Raw genomic sequence first — 16594 nt, 5'->3', positions numbered from 1 at the left:
TAACCTTTTCCCCTAAAAATATTCTAAGTAATTAGAATTAATAGGTTTTCTATCTATTGAGATTATAATTCGAAAGAGTTTTTTATGCCAACTATTTTTCGACTAAACTATTTAATGACTCTTTCCCTTGGTAAATAAAGGGAAGAGTCATTATTCTACTAAATTAATATCTAGATTTTGATTTCGTTAACAAAGAATTTAATTCATTATTACCCCTCATCAAAACCAAGCTTTTAAGCTTTTTGATTATTTAATAACTAGGTTTGGTTTTTTGTTTAGGCTGTGACGTCCATCTACAAAACGAACAGTTCCTGATTTAGCACGCATAACTAATGATTGCGTAGAACCTACATTCCCTTTGTATTGTACACCTTTTAGTAATTCTCCATCAGTTACACCAGTTGCAGCAAAAATTGCGTCGTCACCCTTAACTAAATCGTCCATATATAATATACGGTTTGGATCTTCTATACCCATGCGTTTGCAACGTTCGATTTCTTCTTCATTTTGAGGTAATAACTTCCCTTGAAGTTCTCCACCTAAGCATTTTAAAGCAACTGCAGCGATAACTCCTTCTGGCGCTCCACCGCTTCCAAATAAAATATCAACACCTGTGTGATCAAAAGCTGTGTTAATTGCACCCGCAACATCACCATCGTTAATTAGTTTAATTCGAGCACCTGCTGAGCGAATTTCTTCAATTAACTTCGCATGACGTTCTCTATTTAATACTGTTGCAACGACTTCATTAATATTTTTTCCTTTTGCTTTTGCTACAGCTGTTAAGTTCTCAAGAACAGATGCATTGATATCAACTTTACCAACCGCTTCAGGTCCTACTGCAAGTTTCTCCATGTACATATCAGGAGCATGCAATAAATTACCATGGTCAGCAATTGCAATAACTGCTAAAGCATTCCATCCACCAGATGCCACGATATTTGTACCTTCAAGTGGATCAACTGCTACGTCTACTCTTGGACCATATCCATTACCAAGCTTCTCACCGATATAAAGCATTGGAGCCTCGTCCATTTCCCCTTCTCCAATTACAACTGTTCCCTTCATAGGAATCGTATCAAATACGTCACGCATTGCTGTTGTAGCAGCATCATCTGCTTCATCCTTTTTACCTAAACCCATCCATTTTGCAGATGCTAGTGCCGCTGCCTCAGTAACACGTACTAACTCCATTGATAAACTTCTTTCCATTCAAAACTCCCCCTTTGATGTAAATGAAAACTATCTTAATTATGTTAAACTGGAGTATATAGACACCCAATCTTACGCATTTTTCAATTGTTCAACTTCTTGACTAGTTAGTTGAACACGCCATACATTAGCTCCTAATCCTAAAAGCTTTTCTACTAAATCCTCATATCCCCTATCAACATGCTCTAATCCAGTTAGTTCTGTTTTACCTTCTGCAATTAGGCCTGCTATAACTAAAGCTGCTCCAGCACGTAAATCACTTGCTTTTACACGGCCGCCTTGTAACTGTGAAGGTCCGGAAATAATAGCTGTACTACCTTCGACTTTAATCGTTGCACTCATTCTTCTAAGCTCATCAATATGCTTAAATCTTGCACCATAAATTGTATCAGTAATAACGGCTGTCCCATTTGCCTTCGTTAACAGCACTGAAAACGGCTGCTGTAAGTCAGTTGGAAACCCTGGATAAACTAAAGTTTTGATATCTACTGATTTTAGTTCTCTATTTGATCCTGAAACGATAATTTGATCGTCATTCGTATCAATATCTATATTCATTTCTCTCATTTTAGCTATAAGTGATTCCAAATGGTGTGGAATAACATTATCTACAATAACCTTGTCCCCTTTTTGCACAGTTGCAGCAGCTAATATTGCATAAGTTCCTGCTTCAATGCGATCAGGGATAATTGTATGTGTGCAGCCAGATAGTGATTCCACTCCATCTATTCGAATTACATCAGTACCTGCACCTTTAATTTTAGCACCCATACTTGTTAATAAAGTAGCTACATCGACAATCTCAGGCTCTTTTGCAGCGTTTTCAATAACGGTTCTACCATTTGCTAAAACTGCTGCTAACATGATATTAATCGTTGCACCAACACTCACTACATCTAAGTATATACGTGCACCCTTTAGTTCTTCTGCCCTTAAATAGATTGCACCTTGCTCATTTGTTACTTTTGCACCTAAAGCTTCAAAACCTTTTATATGTTGATCAATAGGTCTTGGTCCAAGGTAACAGCCACCTGGTAAGCCTATAACCGCTTGCTTAAATCTACCTAACATTGCACCCATTAAATAATAAGACGCTCGCAATTTTTTTACCTTCCCACTTGGAAGTGGCATTGCAACCATATTTGTTGGATTAATCATTATTTTTTCATCAGATATTTCTACTTGACCACCTATTTCCTCTAAAAGGTCACATAGTGTTTGAACATCTGAAATAGAAGGAACTCCTTCAAGTGTTACAGGTGAGCTTGCTAAGATAGTTGCTGGGATTAAAGCCACTGCACTATTTTTGGCACCGCTAACACGAATTGTCCCTTTTAAAGGTATACCGCCTTCTAATACAAGCTTTTCCATAGTATACTCCCTTCTAAATGAGCAGAAGAAAATAGTAGAGAAGTAAAGTTTTAAAACTTCTCAACCGTCGAATAGTTTCTACCTATTTTCTCCAAAATTCTACTTCTCTAATCTTAGTTTATACGAGAGCCACAGTCTAATATAAAGACTTTTGCTTCGGATTGGTTAATTACAATATCTTGAATTTCAATAAAAGTTCAGTAAAACCTTTAAATAAATCTTAATTAGTTAATAAAGTAGAAATAGATTTTTGGTAAATTCTTAACTAGACCTATACTAATTCTAATCATTATTAGCTTATATCTTCAAGTCTAAATGAAAAAACTTATAAATTTATTGCTAAAAACGGCTTTGTTAAACAAGAAAACCGTCTAAACATAATTTAGACGGCTTAATTTATTATAATATATCATATTTTAAGCTAAAAAACTTAAAATATTATGCTTTATTGCTAGTACCGAACTCACGGATTTTGCCAGCTACTGTTGCGATAATTGCTTCGCGACCTGGTCCAAGAACTTTACGTGGATCGTATTGTTTTTGATCATTTGCAACAAATTCACGTACAGCTTTATTGAAAGCAATTTGGTTCTCAGTGTTTACGTTAATTTTTGCAGTACCACGAGCGATTGCTTTTTGAATTTGTTCAGTTGGGATTCCAGTTCCACCGTGTAAAACTAATGGTACATTAGTCTCGTTACCGATTTGTTCCATTTCGTCGAAACCTAATTTCGGTTCACCTTTGTATGGTCCATGAACAGAACCTAAAGCTGGAGCTAAGCAATCAATACCAGTACGCTCAACTAGTTCTTTACACTCTGCTGGGTCTGCATAAATAATGTCTCCAACAACGTGATCTTCTTGTCCACCAACAGTTCCTAATTCAGCTTCTACAGATACACCATGAGAGTGAGCGTAGTCTACAACTTTTTTAGTTGTTTCAACGTTTTGTTCAAATGGATCGTGAGAAGCATCAATCATAACTGAAGTAAATCCAGCGTCGATTGCAGCTTTACATGCTTCGAAGCTTGAACCGTGATCAAGATGAATTGCTACAGGTACAGTAATTTTTAAATCGATTAATAAACCTTCTACCATCTTTACAACAGTATTAAATCCACCCATGTATTTAGCTGCACCTTCAGAAACACCAAGAATTACAGGTGATTGTTCTTTTTCAGCTGCAGTAAGAATAGCAAAAGTCCACTCTAAGTTATTAATATTGTATTGACCAACAGCGTATTTACCTTCTTTTGCTTTATTAAGCATTTCAGTCATAGATACTAAAGGCATTTTAAGCCCTCCTTATATACTCTTTTATGAAAATTAATCTGCACCCATAATTTTACTAACAAGAATATAATGCTACAAATTGTTCTATATTATGTAAATTATAAGGTATTTTCATCACAACCTAAGAATACAAAAAATGAAATGAAAACACAACAAATATCATCTAACGTTCGTTTTTTCGTAACATTTTGGACATTCATAAGATATTTCAACCGATTTTATCCGCAATTTCCGAAAACGCTTACATTTTTAAGAGAAAAATAAAAGCAGATGGTCCGCTACCCATCTGCTATTTTACTGCTGAGATTGTGGTTGTGAAGTATGTTCTCTAACAACCTTTTTAATTTCATCAATATCAAATGGTTTTGGAAAATATTGTAGTGCTCCTAATTTTTTAGCTTCTTCGATAATATCGAGTTCACCATAAGCCGTCATCAAAATAACTTTAATATCTTTATTAATTTCTTTGATTCGTTTAAGAATCTCCACTCCGTCCATACCTGGTATTTTCATATCAAGAATAACTAAGTCGGGACAATCCTTCACTACAATATCAATTGCTTGAAAACCATTAGCTGCCTGAAATACCTCATAGCCTTCTTTTTTGAAAATTTCGTGTAAAAGCAAACGAATTCCGTACTGATCGTCTACTATAAGTAATTTACTTCCCAAAAATAGTACCACCTTTCTAAACCAGATAACCTTGCTTAAAAAAATACAAATTCCCCTAAATTTTTACATTCTACTTAAAAACCTTTTTTCCTGCATATGTTTGAAAAATTTACAAAAAATTACTTTTTAAATTTTTTTGTATCTATCTAAATTACAGTATAATGGTTAGACCATACTTTTATAAGAGGGGATATTACTTAATGTTAAAAATTTTTTCGACACAATTGAATGGAGTATTTCAAAAAATAGTTAAGAAAGAGGAAGTATTTGAAGATGCTTCACGCTTTCTAGCTCAGGCAGTTATAGGCGAAGGATGCGTATATGTTCATGGCACTAAAGAATTCGCTGGTATCGTTTCAGAAATCACTGATGGAGCAGAACGAAACGACTCCATTAAACCTTTGTTAATTAACGGCGAAATCCAGTCATTATCTCCAGTAGATCGAGTACTTTTATTTACAAGACAGACGGATGACCAAGAATCTATTTTTCTTGCTAAGAAACTATCAGAATCAAACATCGGATTAGTGATCGTCTCTACCAGGATTAATGGAGAAGACCATTTATCAGAACTAGCAGATGTATTTATTAACTATGAATTAACAAGAAAGCTTGTTCCAACTGACGAGGGAGACCGAATCTGTTTACCTACCCTACTTACTGGATTATTTATTTATCATTGCTTACTACTTACAATGAGTGAAATCCTATCAGATTTCGACTGAAAAATAATTCTAAAATAACAAAAACACCTAACACGATTTTAATAAAATCTGTTGGGTGTTTTTTATTTCCTTAACCTCGGTTTTGTAGTGATGCTCCTACAAAATCTCTGAATAATGGTTGTGGTCTATTTGGACGAGAAATAAACTCTGGGTGGAATTGAGAAGCTACAAACCATGGATGATTTGGCAACTCAATAATTTCTACTAAACGACCATCAGGGCTAGTACCTGAGAAGATAAATCCTTCTTGTTCCATTTGTTGACGGTATTCATTATTGAACTCATAACGATGACGGTGACGTTCGTAAACAACTTCATCTCCGTAAGCTTCATATGCTTTTGAACCTTCAACTAATTTACATGGATATAAGCCTAAACGTAATGTTCCACCTAAATCTTCTACATCTTTTTGTTCTGGTAATAAATCAATAATTGGATAGTTAGTAGTAGGATCGATTTCAGCTGAGTGAGCACCTTTCAAACCTAAAACATTTCTAGCAAATTCAATTGACGCAATTTGCATACCTAAACAAATCCCTAAGAATGGTACGTTATTTTCACGAGCAAATTGTGCAGTTAAGATTTTTCCTTCTACACCACGGTCACCGAATCCACCTGGTACAAGAATTCCATCTACATCGCTTAAAAGTTCATTTACATTAGCTGATGTAACTTCTTCTGCATTAATCCATTTAATTTCAATTTCGCTATCAAAAGCATAACCTGCGTGCTTTAATGCTTCTGCTACTGAAATATAAGCATCTTGTAATTCTACATATTTACCAACAAGAGCGATTTTTGTTGATTTAGTTAAGTTTTTAACTTTGTCCACTAATGAAATCCACTCTGTCATATCTGCTTCATTTGTTTGTAGTTTTAAATGATTACATGCGATACTGTCTAATCCTTGAGCTTGTAATGCTAATGGGATTTCGTAAAGAGTATCTGCATCTACACATTCAATTACATCTTTAGCATCTACATCACAGAATTGAGCAATTTTATCTTTCATTTCTTGTGGTACAGATGTTTCTGAACGTAATACGATGACATTTGGTTGAATACCAATACTACGAAGTTCTTTTACACTGTGTTGTGTTGGTTTTGTTTTTAACTCACCAGCAGCTTTAATATAAGGTAGAAGTGTACAGTGAACATACATTACGTTGTCACGACCTACGTCGCCTTTAATTTGACGAATAGCTTCGATAAAAGGTAATGACTCGATATCACCAACTGTTCCACCGATCTCAGTGATAACAACATCAGCATTCGTTTCGCGACCCGCACGGAAAACTTTATCCTTAATCTCATTTGTAATATGTGGGATAACTTGTACAGTTCCTCCTAAGTAATCTCCACGACGTTCTTTTTGTAATACCGTAGAATAAACTTTACCACAAGTTACATTGTTGAATTTAGTAACGTTAATATCAACGAATCTTTCATAATGACCTAAGTCTAAGTCTGTTTCTGCACCGTCATCTGTAACGAAAACTTCACCATGTTGGTAAGGACTCATTGTTCCTGGATCTAAGTTAATGTACGGATCGAATTTTTGAATTGTTACATTTAATCCTCGGTTTTTTAGAAGTCGTCCTAAAGATGCTGCAACAATCCCTTTACCAAGAGAAGAAACTACGCCACCTGTTACAAAAATATACTTTGTCATAATTGAGCCCCTTTCATTTTTAGCATTCGTATTTTATTTTTCCTTACAAGAAATTACAAAGCTAAACCTTTATAAAAAATTATTTAATAACATTTTGTATGCATGCTTTATTGTCATCCAAAATTGGGTTGTTTCATGCAAATTTTTAACATTTGAATCTAAAGCAAACATTTCATTTATTGTTTTATTACATAAATTATTTGTAAAAAAACAAAGACGCCCCCTATTAAAAATAGGGAGCGTCAAAATATATTTCGTTCTTTTTAAAGAGCCCAATAAGAATTCTACTCATTCAGTACTTAAAAGTCAAGAACTTATCGTTCTTCTTCCTCTTCAAATTCATCTAATTCTTCATCTTCTTCATCTTCTAGCTCTAAATCTTCATCATCTATTTCAATGTCTTCATCGTCTTCATCGATTTCTTCGTCATCAAACTCATCAGTTTCATCATCATCAACTAGATCTTCATCTAACTCGTCTAATTCAAGTTCTTCTTCTTCAAACTCATCTTCTTCAGATGCGTCATAATCTTCGAACTCATCTTCTTCTTCCAATTGTTTACGTTTCTTCTTAGGTTTTGCAACAGGTAATACTTCTTCTTCTGCTTGATCGTATGGGTACCAAGCACGTAATCCCCAACGATTTTCACCTAAACATACGAAACGACCATCAATATTTAATTCTGTATAAAACTGAGGAAGTTTTTCTAATAGTGCCTCTCTAGTTACACCCAAAACTGTTGCCATTTGGTCAACTAAATCGTAAAAAGAAATAGGTTCCTTTGTTTCAGAAAAAAGTTCATATGCTAATTCAATAAGCGATAATTCTTTTAATTGCTCTTCCGAGTATTGCTTTAAACTCAAGGTAAGCACTCCTTTAAAAATAATATTTTCACCATAATTTAATAACATTATGTATAAATTTTACTAGTTAGCTATAAAATACATATCTTTCATTATAAACAAAACTAAGTTAAATATGCTAGCACCTTGTCTATATTTTTCAATATTAGATTAATTTTTTGAGAAAATAGTAAAATGAGCGCCTAAAAGACGCCCATTCTACCTAACTCCAGTCACATGCCATTTTTGCTGTCTTAAAGCAGGACAAACGGCTTTTCAAAATTCTTTTTACATATTTCTACGGTATTGTCCGCCTACTTCATATAATGCTTGAGTAATTTGCCCTAAACTAGCAACGCGAACAGTATTCATTAGCTCTTCGAATAAATTGCCATTTTGACGAGCAACTTGTTTTAATTGTTCTAAAGCAACCTGTGCTTCTGATTTATGTTTCACTTGGAATTGTTCGACATGATCAATTTGCGATTGTTTTTCTTCGTAGCTTGATCTAGCGATTTCCATTGTATTAATTGATTCCATTTGTTCGTTCGGATTGATGTAAGAGTTTACTCCTATAATTGGAAGTTCACCATTATGTTTAAGTGTTTCATAATAAAGTGACTCTTCTTGAATTTTGCCACGTTGATATTGAAGCTCCATCGCACCTAATACGCCACCACGGTCACTGATTCTCTCAAACTCTTTTAAAACTGCTTCTTCTACTAAGTCTGTTAGCTGCTCAATGATAAATGATCCTTGGATTGGATTTTCATTTTTCGATAGACCATTTTCCTTTTGAATAATAAGCTGAATCGCCATTGCACGACGCACAGATTCCTCAGTAGGAGTTGTAACAGCCTCATCATATGCATTTGTATGAAGTGAGTTACAGTTATCATATAAAGCCAGTAATGCTTGTAACGTTGTACGGATATCATTAAATGCCATCTCTTGAGCATGTAATGAGCGACCAGATGTTTGGACATGGTATTTAAGTTTTTGACTACGTTCAGATGCACCATATTTTTCTTTCATCGTAACAGCCCAAATTCTTCTCGCTACACGGCCTATTACTGAGTACTCTGCATCAAGTCCATTACTAAAGAAGAACGATAAATTATGTGCAAAATCATCAATTTTCATTCCTCGACTTAAATAATATTCAACGTAAGTGAATCCATTTGATAAAGTGAATGCAAGTTGTGAAATTGGATTTGCTCCAGCTTCAGCAATGTGGTATCCAGAAATAGAAACTGAATAATAATTACGAACACTATTATCAATAAAATACTGTTGAATATCGCCCATCATTTTTAAAGCGAATTCTGTTGAGAAAATACATGTGTTTTGCCCTTGATCCTCTTTTAAAATATCAGCTTGAACAGTACCACGAACTTTTTGTAAAGTTACTCGCTTGATTTCTGTGAATTCTTCAACGGTTAAAATTCGGCCTAATTCTTTTTCTTTTATTTCAACTTGTTGATGGATAGCAGTATTTAAAAACATAGCTAAAATAATTGGTGCTGGACCATTAATTGTCATAGAAACAGATGTTGAAGGACTACATAAATCAAAACCATTGTAAAGTTCAATCATATTATCTAAAGTACATACATTAACTCCACTCTCACCAATTTTCCCAAAAATATCAGGACGGATTGCTGGGTCTTCTCCATATAGAGTTACTGAATCAAATGCTGTACTTAAACGTTTAGCCGGGTCATTCTCACATAGATAGTGGAATCGTTTATTCGTTCTGCTTGGAGGTCCCTCACCAGCGAATTGTCTCTTCGGATCTTCATCTTGACGCTTGAATGGGAATACTCCAGCTGTAAATGGGAAATATCCAGGCACGTTTTCTTTCGCTACCCATCTTAATAAATCTCCATAATCTCGATAAGTAGGTACAGATACTTTCGGTATTTTTGTACCCGATAAAGTTGTCGTTGTTAATTCAATTTTAATTTCTTTATCTCTAATTTTTTGAATTAGTTGATCTTGCGAATATGCTTCTTTAATCAATTTAAAATGATTAAGAGCTTGTTTTGTAGATGGAGCAAGAGATTCTTCAAATTTATTTTTCAAATCTACTAATGTATGTTTTGCATCTTCAATATTTAGTGACTCTATTTCAGACAGTGTTCCTTCAATTTGATAAAGCTTTGAAGCTTTTGCTGCCTCAACTTCAGTATTTTCGTGATAGTTTCTTACAGTTTCTGCAATTTCTCTTAAATAGAAACGACGATTACTTGGAATAATGACATGTTGTTTCTCAACATTACCTGGCTTAATATATGTCGTATTCCACTCATTTGTAGTGTGTTTTTCAATTGATTTTGTTAAAGCTAAAAATAAATTATTAGTTCCTGCATCGTTGAACTGGCTAGCTATTGTTCCGTATACAGGCATTGTAGCGATATCATCATGGAAAAGATGGCGACTACGTTGATATTGTTTTTGAACAAGACGTAATGCATCTTCTGAGCCTTGACGTTCAAATTTATTAATTGCAATCAAATCAGCAAAGTCAATCATATCAATTTTTTCTAATTGAGAAGGTGCTCCAAATTCACTAGTCATAACATACAGATGAATATCACTGTACTGAGTAATTGCAGCGTCACCTTGACCTATACCACTTGTCTCAACAAAAATAACGTCAAAATCAGCTGATTTTAAGATTGAAATAGTATCCTCTAATGCATTTGAGATTTCAGATTGACTATCTCGAGTAGCTAAACTTCTCATATACACATTTGGATGGTGAATTGAATTCATACGAATACGATCACCTAATAAAGCCCCACCTGTTTTACGTTTTGTTGGGTCAATTGAAACAATACCGATTGTTTTTTCTGGAAACTCTTGAATAAAACGGCGTACTAGCTCATCCGTTAATGAACTCTTACCCGCTCCACCAGTACCAGTCATACCAATTACTACACTTTTACTAGTTTCTGATTTTTCTAATGTTGCGGCCATCTCTAAGCTTGAATCTAGAGAACCTTTATTTTCAGCTAATGTAATAAATCTAGCAATTTCTTTATGATTTGTAGCAGATAGCTTTTGAACGTTTTCTAAGTCCTTCAAAGGCGGAAGAAAATCTGTGCTTTGTAACATATGATTAATCATTCCTTGAAGTCCCATTATACGGCCATCTTCAGGTGAATAGATTTTAGTAATCCCGTATTCTTCTAGCTCCTCTTGCTCTTTAGGCAGAATTACGCCACCGCCGCCTCCAAATAACTTGATGTGAGAAGCGCCTCTTTCTTGAAGCAAGTCGTACATATATTTAAAGTACTCCATATGTCCACCTTGGTAGGAAGAAATTGAAATACCTTGTACATCCTCTTGAATTGCTGCGTTAATAATTTCTTCAACAGAGCGGTTATGGCCTAAATGAACAACTTCAACACCATTTTCTTGCAATAATCTTCTAATCATATTGATTGACACGTCATGGCCATCAAATAAGCTTGATGCAGTAACGAAACGAATCTTGTGCTTAGCTTGATACTTTTCTACCATACTAATCATCCCCCAGAATTATAATTGCCTTTTTTTGTAAAAGAAAACTTGGTAAAGGGCTATCCATATTCCTTGTACCAAGCGATCCTAATCATTCGTAATGCGAATAGAAGAATAAATATTATTTTTTATAGCATTCTTGAGATTACTAGTCTTTGAATTTCTTGTGTTCCCTCATAGATTTGAGTGATTTTAGCATCTCTCATAAAGCGTTCCACCGGATAATCCTTCGTATATCCATAACCACCAAAAACTTGTACTGCCTCTGTTGTAACCTTCATTGCAGTATCACCTGCAAGTAATTTAGACATAGCAGATTCCTTACCATATGGAAGTCCATTAGATTCTAACCATGCAGCTTGATAAGTTAATAGACGAGAAGCTTCGATACTTGTAGCCATATCAGCAAGTTTAAATGAGACACCTTGTTGAGCAATAATTGGTTTACCAAATTGAACACGCTCTTTAGCATAATCAACTGACGCATCTAAAGCACCTTGTGCAATACCTACTGCTTGAGCAGCGATTCCATTTCTACCACCATCAAGAGTTTGCATCGCAACCTTAAATCCTTTACCTTCTTCACCTAATAGGTTTTCAGCTGGGATACGGCATTCTTCAAAGATAATTTCAGTTGTTGGTGATGAACGAATACCTAATTTACTTTCTTTCTTACCAACTGAAAAACCTGGTGTATCACTTTCAACGATAAATGCAGAAACACCGTGTTTATTTGTAGGATCAGTCACCGCAAATACTACGTAAATTTCCGCTTCTCCACCGTTAGTAATAAATATTTTTGAACCATTTAATATATATTCGTTTCCTTCTTTTCTAGCAGTCGTTCTCATACCACCAGCATCTGATCCAGATCCTGGTTCAGTTAATCCATAAGCACCAATTTTTGTACCTTGTGCTAACGGTTTTAAGAATTTTTGTTTTTGTTCTACCGTACCAAATTTATATATCGGCCAACTAGCTAAAGAAGTGTGAGCCGATAAAGTTACACCCGTTGAAGCACAAACTCTAGAAAGCTCTTCAACCGCGATAACGTAAGCTAAATAATCACTACCGATTCCACCATATTCCTCTGGGAATGGAATACCTGTTAATCCCAACTCAGCCATTTGATCAAAAATTGAACGATCAAATTTTTCATGCTCATCACGCTCAGCAGCTGACGGAGCAACCTCATTTCTAGCAAAATCTCTTACCATTTTACGAATCATTTCATGTTCTTCACTTAAACGAAATTGCATAGATCATTTCCCCCGATTTTTGCTAGGACAAGGATCACAATCAAATAAGAGGTTTTAATTAAAGATAATTATTTTATATCTTATTCCCCTTAACAAAATTGCTCCCTTATCACTGCCATGTTGTTTTTGTCGATTTTTGTAAGCGTTAACAAAATATTTTTTACTTTAACTAAAAAGATAGTCTACTTCGTATAATATTAGACAAAAGTCTGAAAATTCCTGTTATTTTTTGTAGAAAAATTTTTAAGTCTGGAAGGAAGGAAAAACAAGATCAAGTTAATAGACAAAAGTAGAAAAGCAAAAAAAATAACAGCTTAAGGGAGGCAATACTTAGACAGAAGGAAATATTCCCCTCCATACCTTTCCTACTCTTCCCATACCCTGCTATTCTTGCTTTTCTCTCTTATCGTACCTCTACTAAGACTGCATCTCCTTGACCACCGCCGCTGCAGATTGCAGCAATTCCTAGGCCTCCGCCTCTTGCTTTTAGAGCATTAATTAAAGTTACGATGATTCTTGCACCACTTGCTCCAATTGGATGCCCTAGAGCAATAGCTCCACCATTTACATTTATTTTTTCTAAAGGTATATCCGCTATTTTCGCACTTGCTAAAACTACTGCTGCAAAAGCTTCGTTAATTTCAAATAAGTCTATATCTGACATCTTTTTATTTGTTTTTTGTAATAATTTTTGAATGACATATGCTGGAGTTCTAGGGAAGTCCTTTGCTTCTACAGCCATTGAATCTGTTGCAACGATTGTAGCTAAAGGTAAGTAGCCATTTAGTTTTGCTTCTTCCTCACTCATTAATAAAAGTGCTGCACCTGCGTCATTTAATCCAGGTGCATTTCCAGCTGTGATTGTTCCGTCGCGATCAAATGCTGGTGATAGCTTAGCTAGTTTTTCAATCGTAGTATCTTCCCTTGGACACTCGTCTACTTCTATTTTGGTTACGACTCCTTTTTTGCCAACGGACTCAACCACTACAATTTCTTCTTCAAATTTACCTGTTTTAATTGATTCAACCGCAAGTTGTTGACTACGAAGTGCCCACTCGTCTTGTTGCTCACGAGATATGTCTTCGATTTTAGCAACTTCACTTCCATATGTACCCATATGAACACCAGTAAATGAACAAGTTAAACCATCAACTAGAAGACCATCTTTTAACTCTGTATTCCCCATTTTATTTCCCCATCTTATAGAGGTTTGATAATAAGGTGTATTACTCATGGATTCCATTCCACCTGCAACAATCCGTTTACTTTCGCCAGATCGAATCAATAAATCAGAAAGCATAACACTACGCATACCAGATGCACATACTTTATTTATTGTTTCTGATCTTGTTTCCCAAGGTAATCCTGCATTACGAAGTGCTTGTCTTGAAGGCAATTGTCCTTGTCCACCTTGTAAAACTGTTCCCATTATTACATCATCAATCATTTCTAATGGATGGTTAACACGGTTCAATGACTCTTTAATTGCGATACCACCTAACTGGGCAGCAGTAAAGCCCTTTAAGGCACCTCCAAAACGTCCGATTGGTGTACGAACTGCACTTACTATAACTGTTTTACTCATCCCATTTTCCCCCTTAAAGTTTGATCTATTTCTCCTCTATAATAAAATCCTATAATCAATCAATTCACTAAATAAAAGGCGGTTTAAAACGTTGCCGGGCAGTCTGAAAGGTGTACAAGTTGCACACCTTTCATTGCTATTTTATGAAGATTGAAAAGTTATAGAACTTTTATGAAGCTTGGTTTTGTTTGTCACCAAAAATCGATAACTCTAAAAGCTCTGCTATATCTAGTGTTTTAACATTCTCTTCGACTTCTTTTGCTTTTGTTCCATCTGATAGCATTGTTAAGCAATACGGACAACCTGTTCCAATTACATTTGGACTAACTGCAAGTGCTTGTTCAGTACGTGTTACATTAATACGATTACCAACATGCTCTTCCATCCACATTAATCCTCCACCCGCTCCACAGCACATACCTGTTTCACGCTTACGCTCCATTTCAACTAGTTTGACACCAGGAATTGCACGAAGAATATCCCTAGGAGCTTCATAAACTTCATTGTATCGACCTAAATAGCATGAATCATGGTAAGTAATCACTTCATTTACTTGATGAACCGGCTTTAACTTACCTTCTTTAACCAATTGAGATAATAATTCTGTATGATGATAAACTTCTATTGATAAACCAAAATCAGGATATTCATTTTTAAATGTGTTATAAGCATGTGGGTCAATTGTTACTAATTTAGTTACTCCCGCTTTTTCAATTTCTGCGATATTATTACTTGCTAACTCTTGGAATAAGAATTCTTGACCTAATCGTCTAGGTGTATCGCCAGAATTTTTCTCTTTATTACCTAAAATTGCAAACTTAACTCCAGCTTCATTCATTAGTTTCGCAAATGCTAGTGCGATTTTTTGGCTACGGTTATCATATGAACCCATTGCACCAACCCAGAATAAGTACTCAATTTCTTCTCCAGCTTTCTGAGCTTCTTTTACTGTTGGGATATGGATACTTTCGTCAAGTTCTCTCCAGTTTTCACGGTCTTTACGATTTAATCCCCATGGGTTGCCTTGACGTTCGATATTTGTCATTGCACGTTGAGCATCAGGTTGCATCTTACCTTCTGTTAAAACTAAATAACGACGTAAATCAATTACCTTTTCAACATGCTCATTCATTACTGGACATTGATCTTCACAGTTTCGACAAGTTGTACATGCCCAAATCTCTTCCTCAGTAATTACGTCACCAATTAAACTTGGACTATATTCTAATGTTGCTGCTGATTCTTGTTTTCCTTGTGAAGCAAATGCTAATTGATTTCCTTTTGTTTTAGAAAATGCAACTGTTGGAACCCAAGGTGCACGAGACGTTACAACAGCCCCTGTTTCAGTTAAATGATCACGAAGTTTTAAAATTAAATCCATCGGTGACAACATTTTTCCAGTTGCAGTAGCTGGACATACATTCGTACAACGACCACATTCTACACAAGCATATAAGTCAATTAACTGTGATTGACGGAAGTCGCTGATTTTTCCAACACCAAATGTCTCTTGTGTTTCATCTTCAAAATCTATTTTTTCTAATTTTCCTGCTTTCGTTAAACGATTAAAATACACGTTCGCTGGACCAGCAAGTAAATGTGCGTGTTTTGATTGAGGCACATATACTAAGAACGTTAAAAGTGAAATTAAGTGAGTCCACCAAGCAACATAAAATAACGAAATTGATAAAGGCTTACTAATACCATTAAAAATCGTTGCAATTAATGATGCGATTGGTTCGTGGAAGCTCGTTGCTTCACCATGCCAAATGATTCCCATGCCATTACCAAATAGTGTTGATAACATTAATAAACCAATAAAAATAAGAACTAAACCGCTTTTCCAACCTCTTTTTAGTCGAACTAACTTTTCAATATATCGTCTATGGAAGGCCCAAACAACTGCCACCAATATTAGTAACGCAATGATTTCTTCAAAAAATGTAAATGCACCATACAAAGGTCCAAGAGGTAAATGTGCGCTAGGAACAAGACCTCTTATAATAAAGTCTAAAGCTCCTGCTTGAACTAAAATGAATCCATAAAAGAATAACAAATGAATAAATCCACTTTTCTTATCCTTCAATAGCTTTTTTTGTCCAAAAACATTGACCCAAATTTTTTGAAAACGTTCTTTCAAGTTTCTTTCAAATTCTTCTTTTTTACCTAATTTAATGTAGGCAAGTCTTGTTTGAATCAGGTAAATGAATAAATAAATTGCATAAACTGTAATTGCCACAAACCCTAGTGCGTTCAAATACAAAAGTGCATGATTCATGATGTATTCCTCCCCCAATTTTCCCGGCTATAAAAGAAAACGCTTACTGTTTAAAAATTTATAACCATAATAATATTCAGAAAATATATAATTTAATTATATGATGAATGACTATTCAGTCAAATACTTTTTCATAATAAATTGGCTCTTTTTCATA

Annotated in this window: 11 protein-coding genes; 1 reads left to right on the top strand and 10 read right to left on the bottom strand. The window is 35.0% G+C overall.

Going from position 1 to position 16594, the window contains the following annotated elements:
* Window positions 1–246: 246 nt before the first annotated feature.
* From glpX to V5E38_RS21955, 4 genes are all read right to left on the bottom strand, one after another.
* Window positions 247–1212, bottom strand: coding sequence for a class II fructose-bisphosphatase (glpX, locus tag V5E38_RS21970; RefSeq protein WP_056469239.1), 966 nt, complete (start codon window positions 1210–1212; stop codon window positions 247–249).
* 72 nt (window positions 1213–1284) lie between these two features.
* On the bottom strand, window positions 1285–2583 hold the full coding sequence (gene murA / locus V5E38_RS21965) for a UDP-N-acetylglucosamine 1-carboxyvinyltransferase (protein WP_499211444.1): 1299 nt from the start codon (window positions 2581–2583) through the stop codon (window positions 1285–1287).
* Between the two features lie 438 nt (window positions 2584–3021).
* Window positions 3022–3876 carry a class II fructose-bisphosphate aldolase gene (locus V5E38_RS21960; RefSeq protein WP_069033722.1) on the bottom strand — a complete coding sequence of 285 codons (855 nt, stop codon included), beginning with the start codon at window positions 3874–3876 and terminating at the stop codon, window positions 3022–3024.
* A 294-nt stretch (window positions 3877–4170) separates the two neighbouring features.
* A complete protein-coding gene (locus tag V5E38_RS21955) occupies window positions 4171–4548 on the bottom strand; it encodes a response regulator (protein ID WP_025671030.1) in 378 nt (125 codons plus the stop codon).
* Between the two features lie 200 nt (window positions 4549–4748).
* On the opposite strand from V5E38_RS21955, the gene V5E38_RS21950 reads away from it, so the two are divergent.
* Window positions 4749–5273 carry a phosphoheptose isomerase family protein gene (locus V5E38_RS21950; protein ID WP_499211443.1) on the top strand — a complete coding sequence of 175 codons (525 nt, stop codon included), beginning with the start codon at window positions 4749–4751 and terminating at the stop codon, window positions 5271–5273.
* A 70-nt stretch (window positions 5274–5343) separates the two neighbouring features.
* Here the strand turns inward: V5E38_RS21950 and pyrG are convergent, their stop codons facing one another.
* From pyrG to V5E38_RS21920, 6 genes are all read right to left on the bottom strand, one after another.
* Window positions 5344–6945: a CTP synthase gene (pyrG, locus tag V5E38_RS21945; protein ID WP_025671028.1), complete on the bottom strand. Its 1602-nt coding sequence runs from the start codon at window positions 6943–6945 to the stop codon at window positions 5344–5346.
* A 314-nt stretch (window positions 6946–7259) separates the two neighbouring features.
* Window positions 7260–7808: a DNA-directed RNA polymerase subunit delta gene (rpoE, locus tag V5E38_RS21940; protein ID WP_097974857.1), complete on the bottom strand. Its 549-nt coding sequence runs from the start codon at window positions 7806–7808 to the stop codon at window positions 7260–7262.
* Window positions 7809–8075: 267 nt separating this feature from the next.
* Window positions 8076–11315 carry a fused isobutyryl-CoA mutase/GTPase IcmF gene (gene icmF, locus V5E38_RS21935; RefSeq protein ID WP_499211442.1) on the bottom strand — a complete coding sequence of 1080 codons (3240 nt, stop codon included), beginning with the start codon at window positions 11313–11315 and terminating at the stop codon, window positions 8076–8078.
* Window positions 11316–11443: 128 nt separating this feature from the next.
* On the bottom strand, window positions 11444–12574 hold the full coding sequence (locus tag V5E38_RS21930; protein WP_499211441.1) for an acyl-CoA dehydrogenase: 1131 nt from the start codon (window positions 12572–12574) through the stop codon (window positions 11444–11446).
* Between the two features lie 403 nt (window positions 12575–12977).
* Window positions 12978–14159 carry an acetyl-CoA C-acetyltransferase gene (locus V5E38_RS21925; RefSeq protein ID WP_499211440.1) on the bottom strand — a complete coding sequence of 394 codons (1182 nt, stop codon included), beginning with the start codon at window positions 14157–14159 and terminating at the stop codon, window positions 12978–12980.
* A gap of 169 nt (window positions 14160–14328) precedes the next feature.
* A complete protein-coding gene (locus tag V5E38_RS21920; RefSeq protein ID WP_097974849.1) occupies window positions 14329–16437 on the bottom strand; it encodes a (Fe-S)-binding protein in 2109 nt (702 codons plus the stop codon).
* Window positions 16438–16594: the final 157 nt, after the last annotated feature.

Source organism: Rossellomorea sp. GAMAL-10_SWC, from assembly GCF_049568075.1.
GTDB lineage: Bacteria > Bacillota > Bacilli > Bacillales > Bacillaceae_G > Gottfriedia.
This window is presented reverse-complemented; position numbering and strand designations above follow the sequence as displayed.

What these genes read in the sequence shown, in the direction of transcription:
- glpX (WP_056469239.1), bottom strand. Translation starts at nt 1,212, where the DNA reads ATGGAAAGAAGTTTATCAATGGAGTTAGTACGTGTTACTGAGGCAGCG.
- murA (WP_499211444.1), bottom strand. Translation starts at nt 2,583, where the DNA reads ATGGAAAAGCTTGTATTAGAAGGCGGTATACCTTTAAAAGGGACAATT.
- V5E38_RS21960 (WP_069033722.1), bottom strand. Translation starts at nt 3,876, where the DNA reads ATGCCTTTAGTATCTATGACTGAAATGCTTAATAAAGCAAAAGAAGGT.
- V5E38_RS21950 (WP_499211443.1), top strand. Translation starts at nt 4,749, where the DNA reads ATGTTAAAAATTTTTTCGACACAATTGAATGGAGTATTTCAAAAAATA.
- pyrG (WP_025671028.1), bottom strand. Translation starts at nt 6,945, where the DNA reads ATGACAAAGTATATTTTTGTAACAGGTGGCGTAGTTTCTTCTCTTGGT.
- icmF (WP_499211442.1), bottom strand. Translation starts at nt 11,315, where the DNA reads ATGGTAGAAAAGTATCAAGCTAAGCACAAGATTCGTTTCGTTACTGCA.
- V5E38_RS21930 (WP_499211441.1), bottom strand. Translation starts at nt 12,574, where the DNA reads ATGCAATTTCGTTTAAGTGAAGAACATGAAATGATTCGTAAAATGGTA.
- V5E38_RS21925 (WP_499211440.1), bottom strand. Translation starts at nt 14,159, where the DNA reads ATGAGTAAAACAGTTATAGTAAGTGCAGTTCGTACACCAATCGGACGT.
- V5E38_RS21920 (WP_097974849.1), bottom strand. Translation starts at nt 16,437, where the DNA reads ATGAATCATGCACTTTTGTATTTGAACGCACTAGGGTTTGTGGCAATT.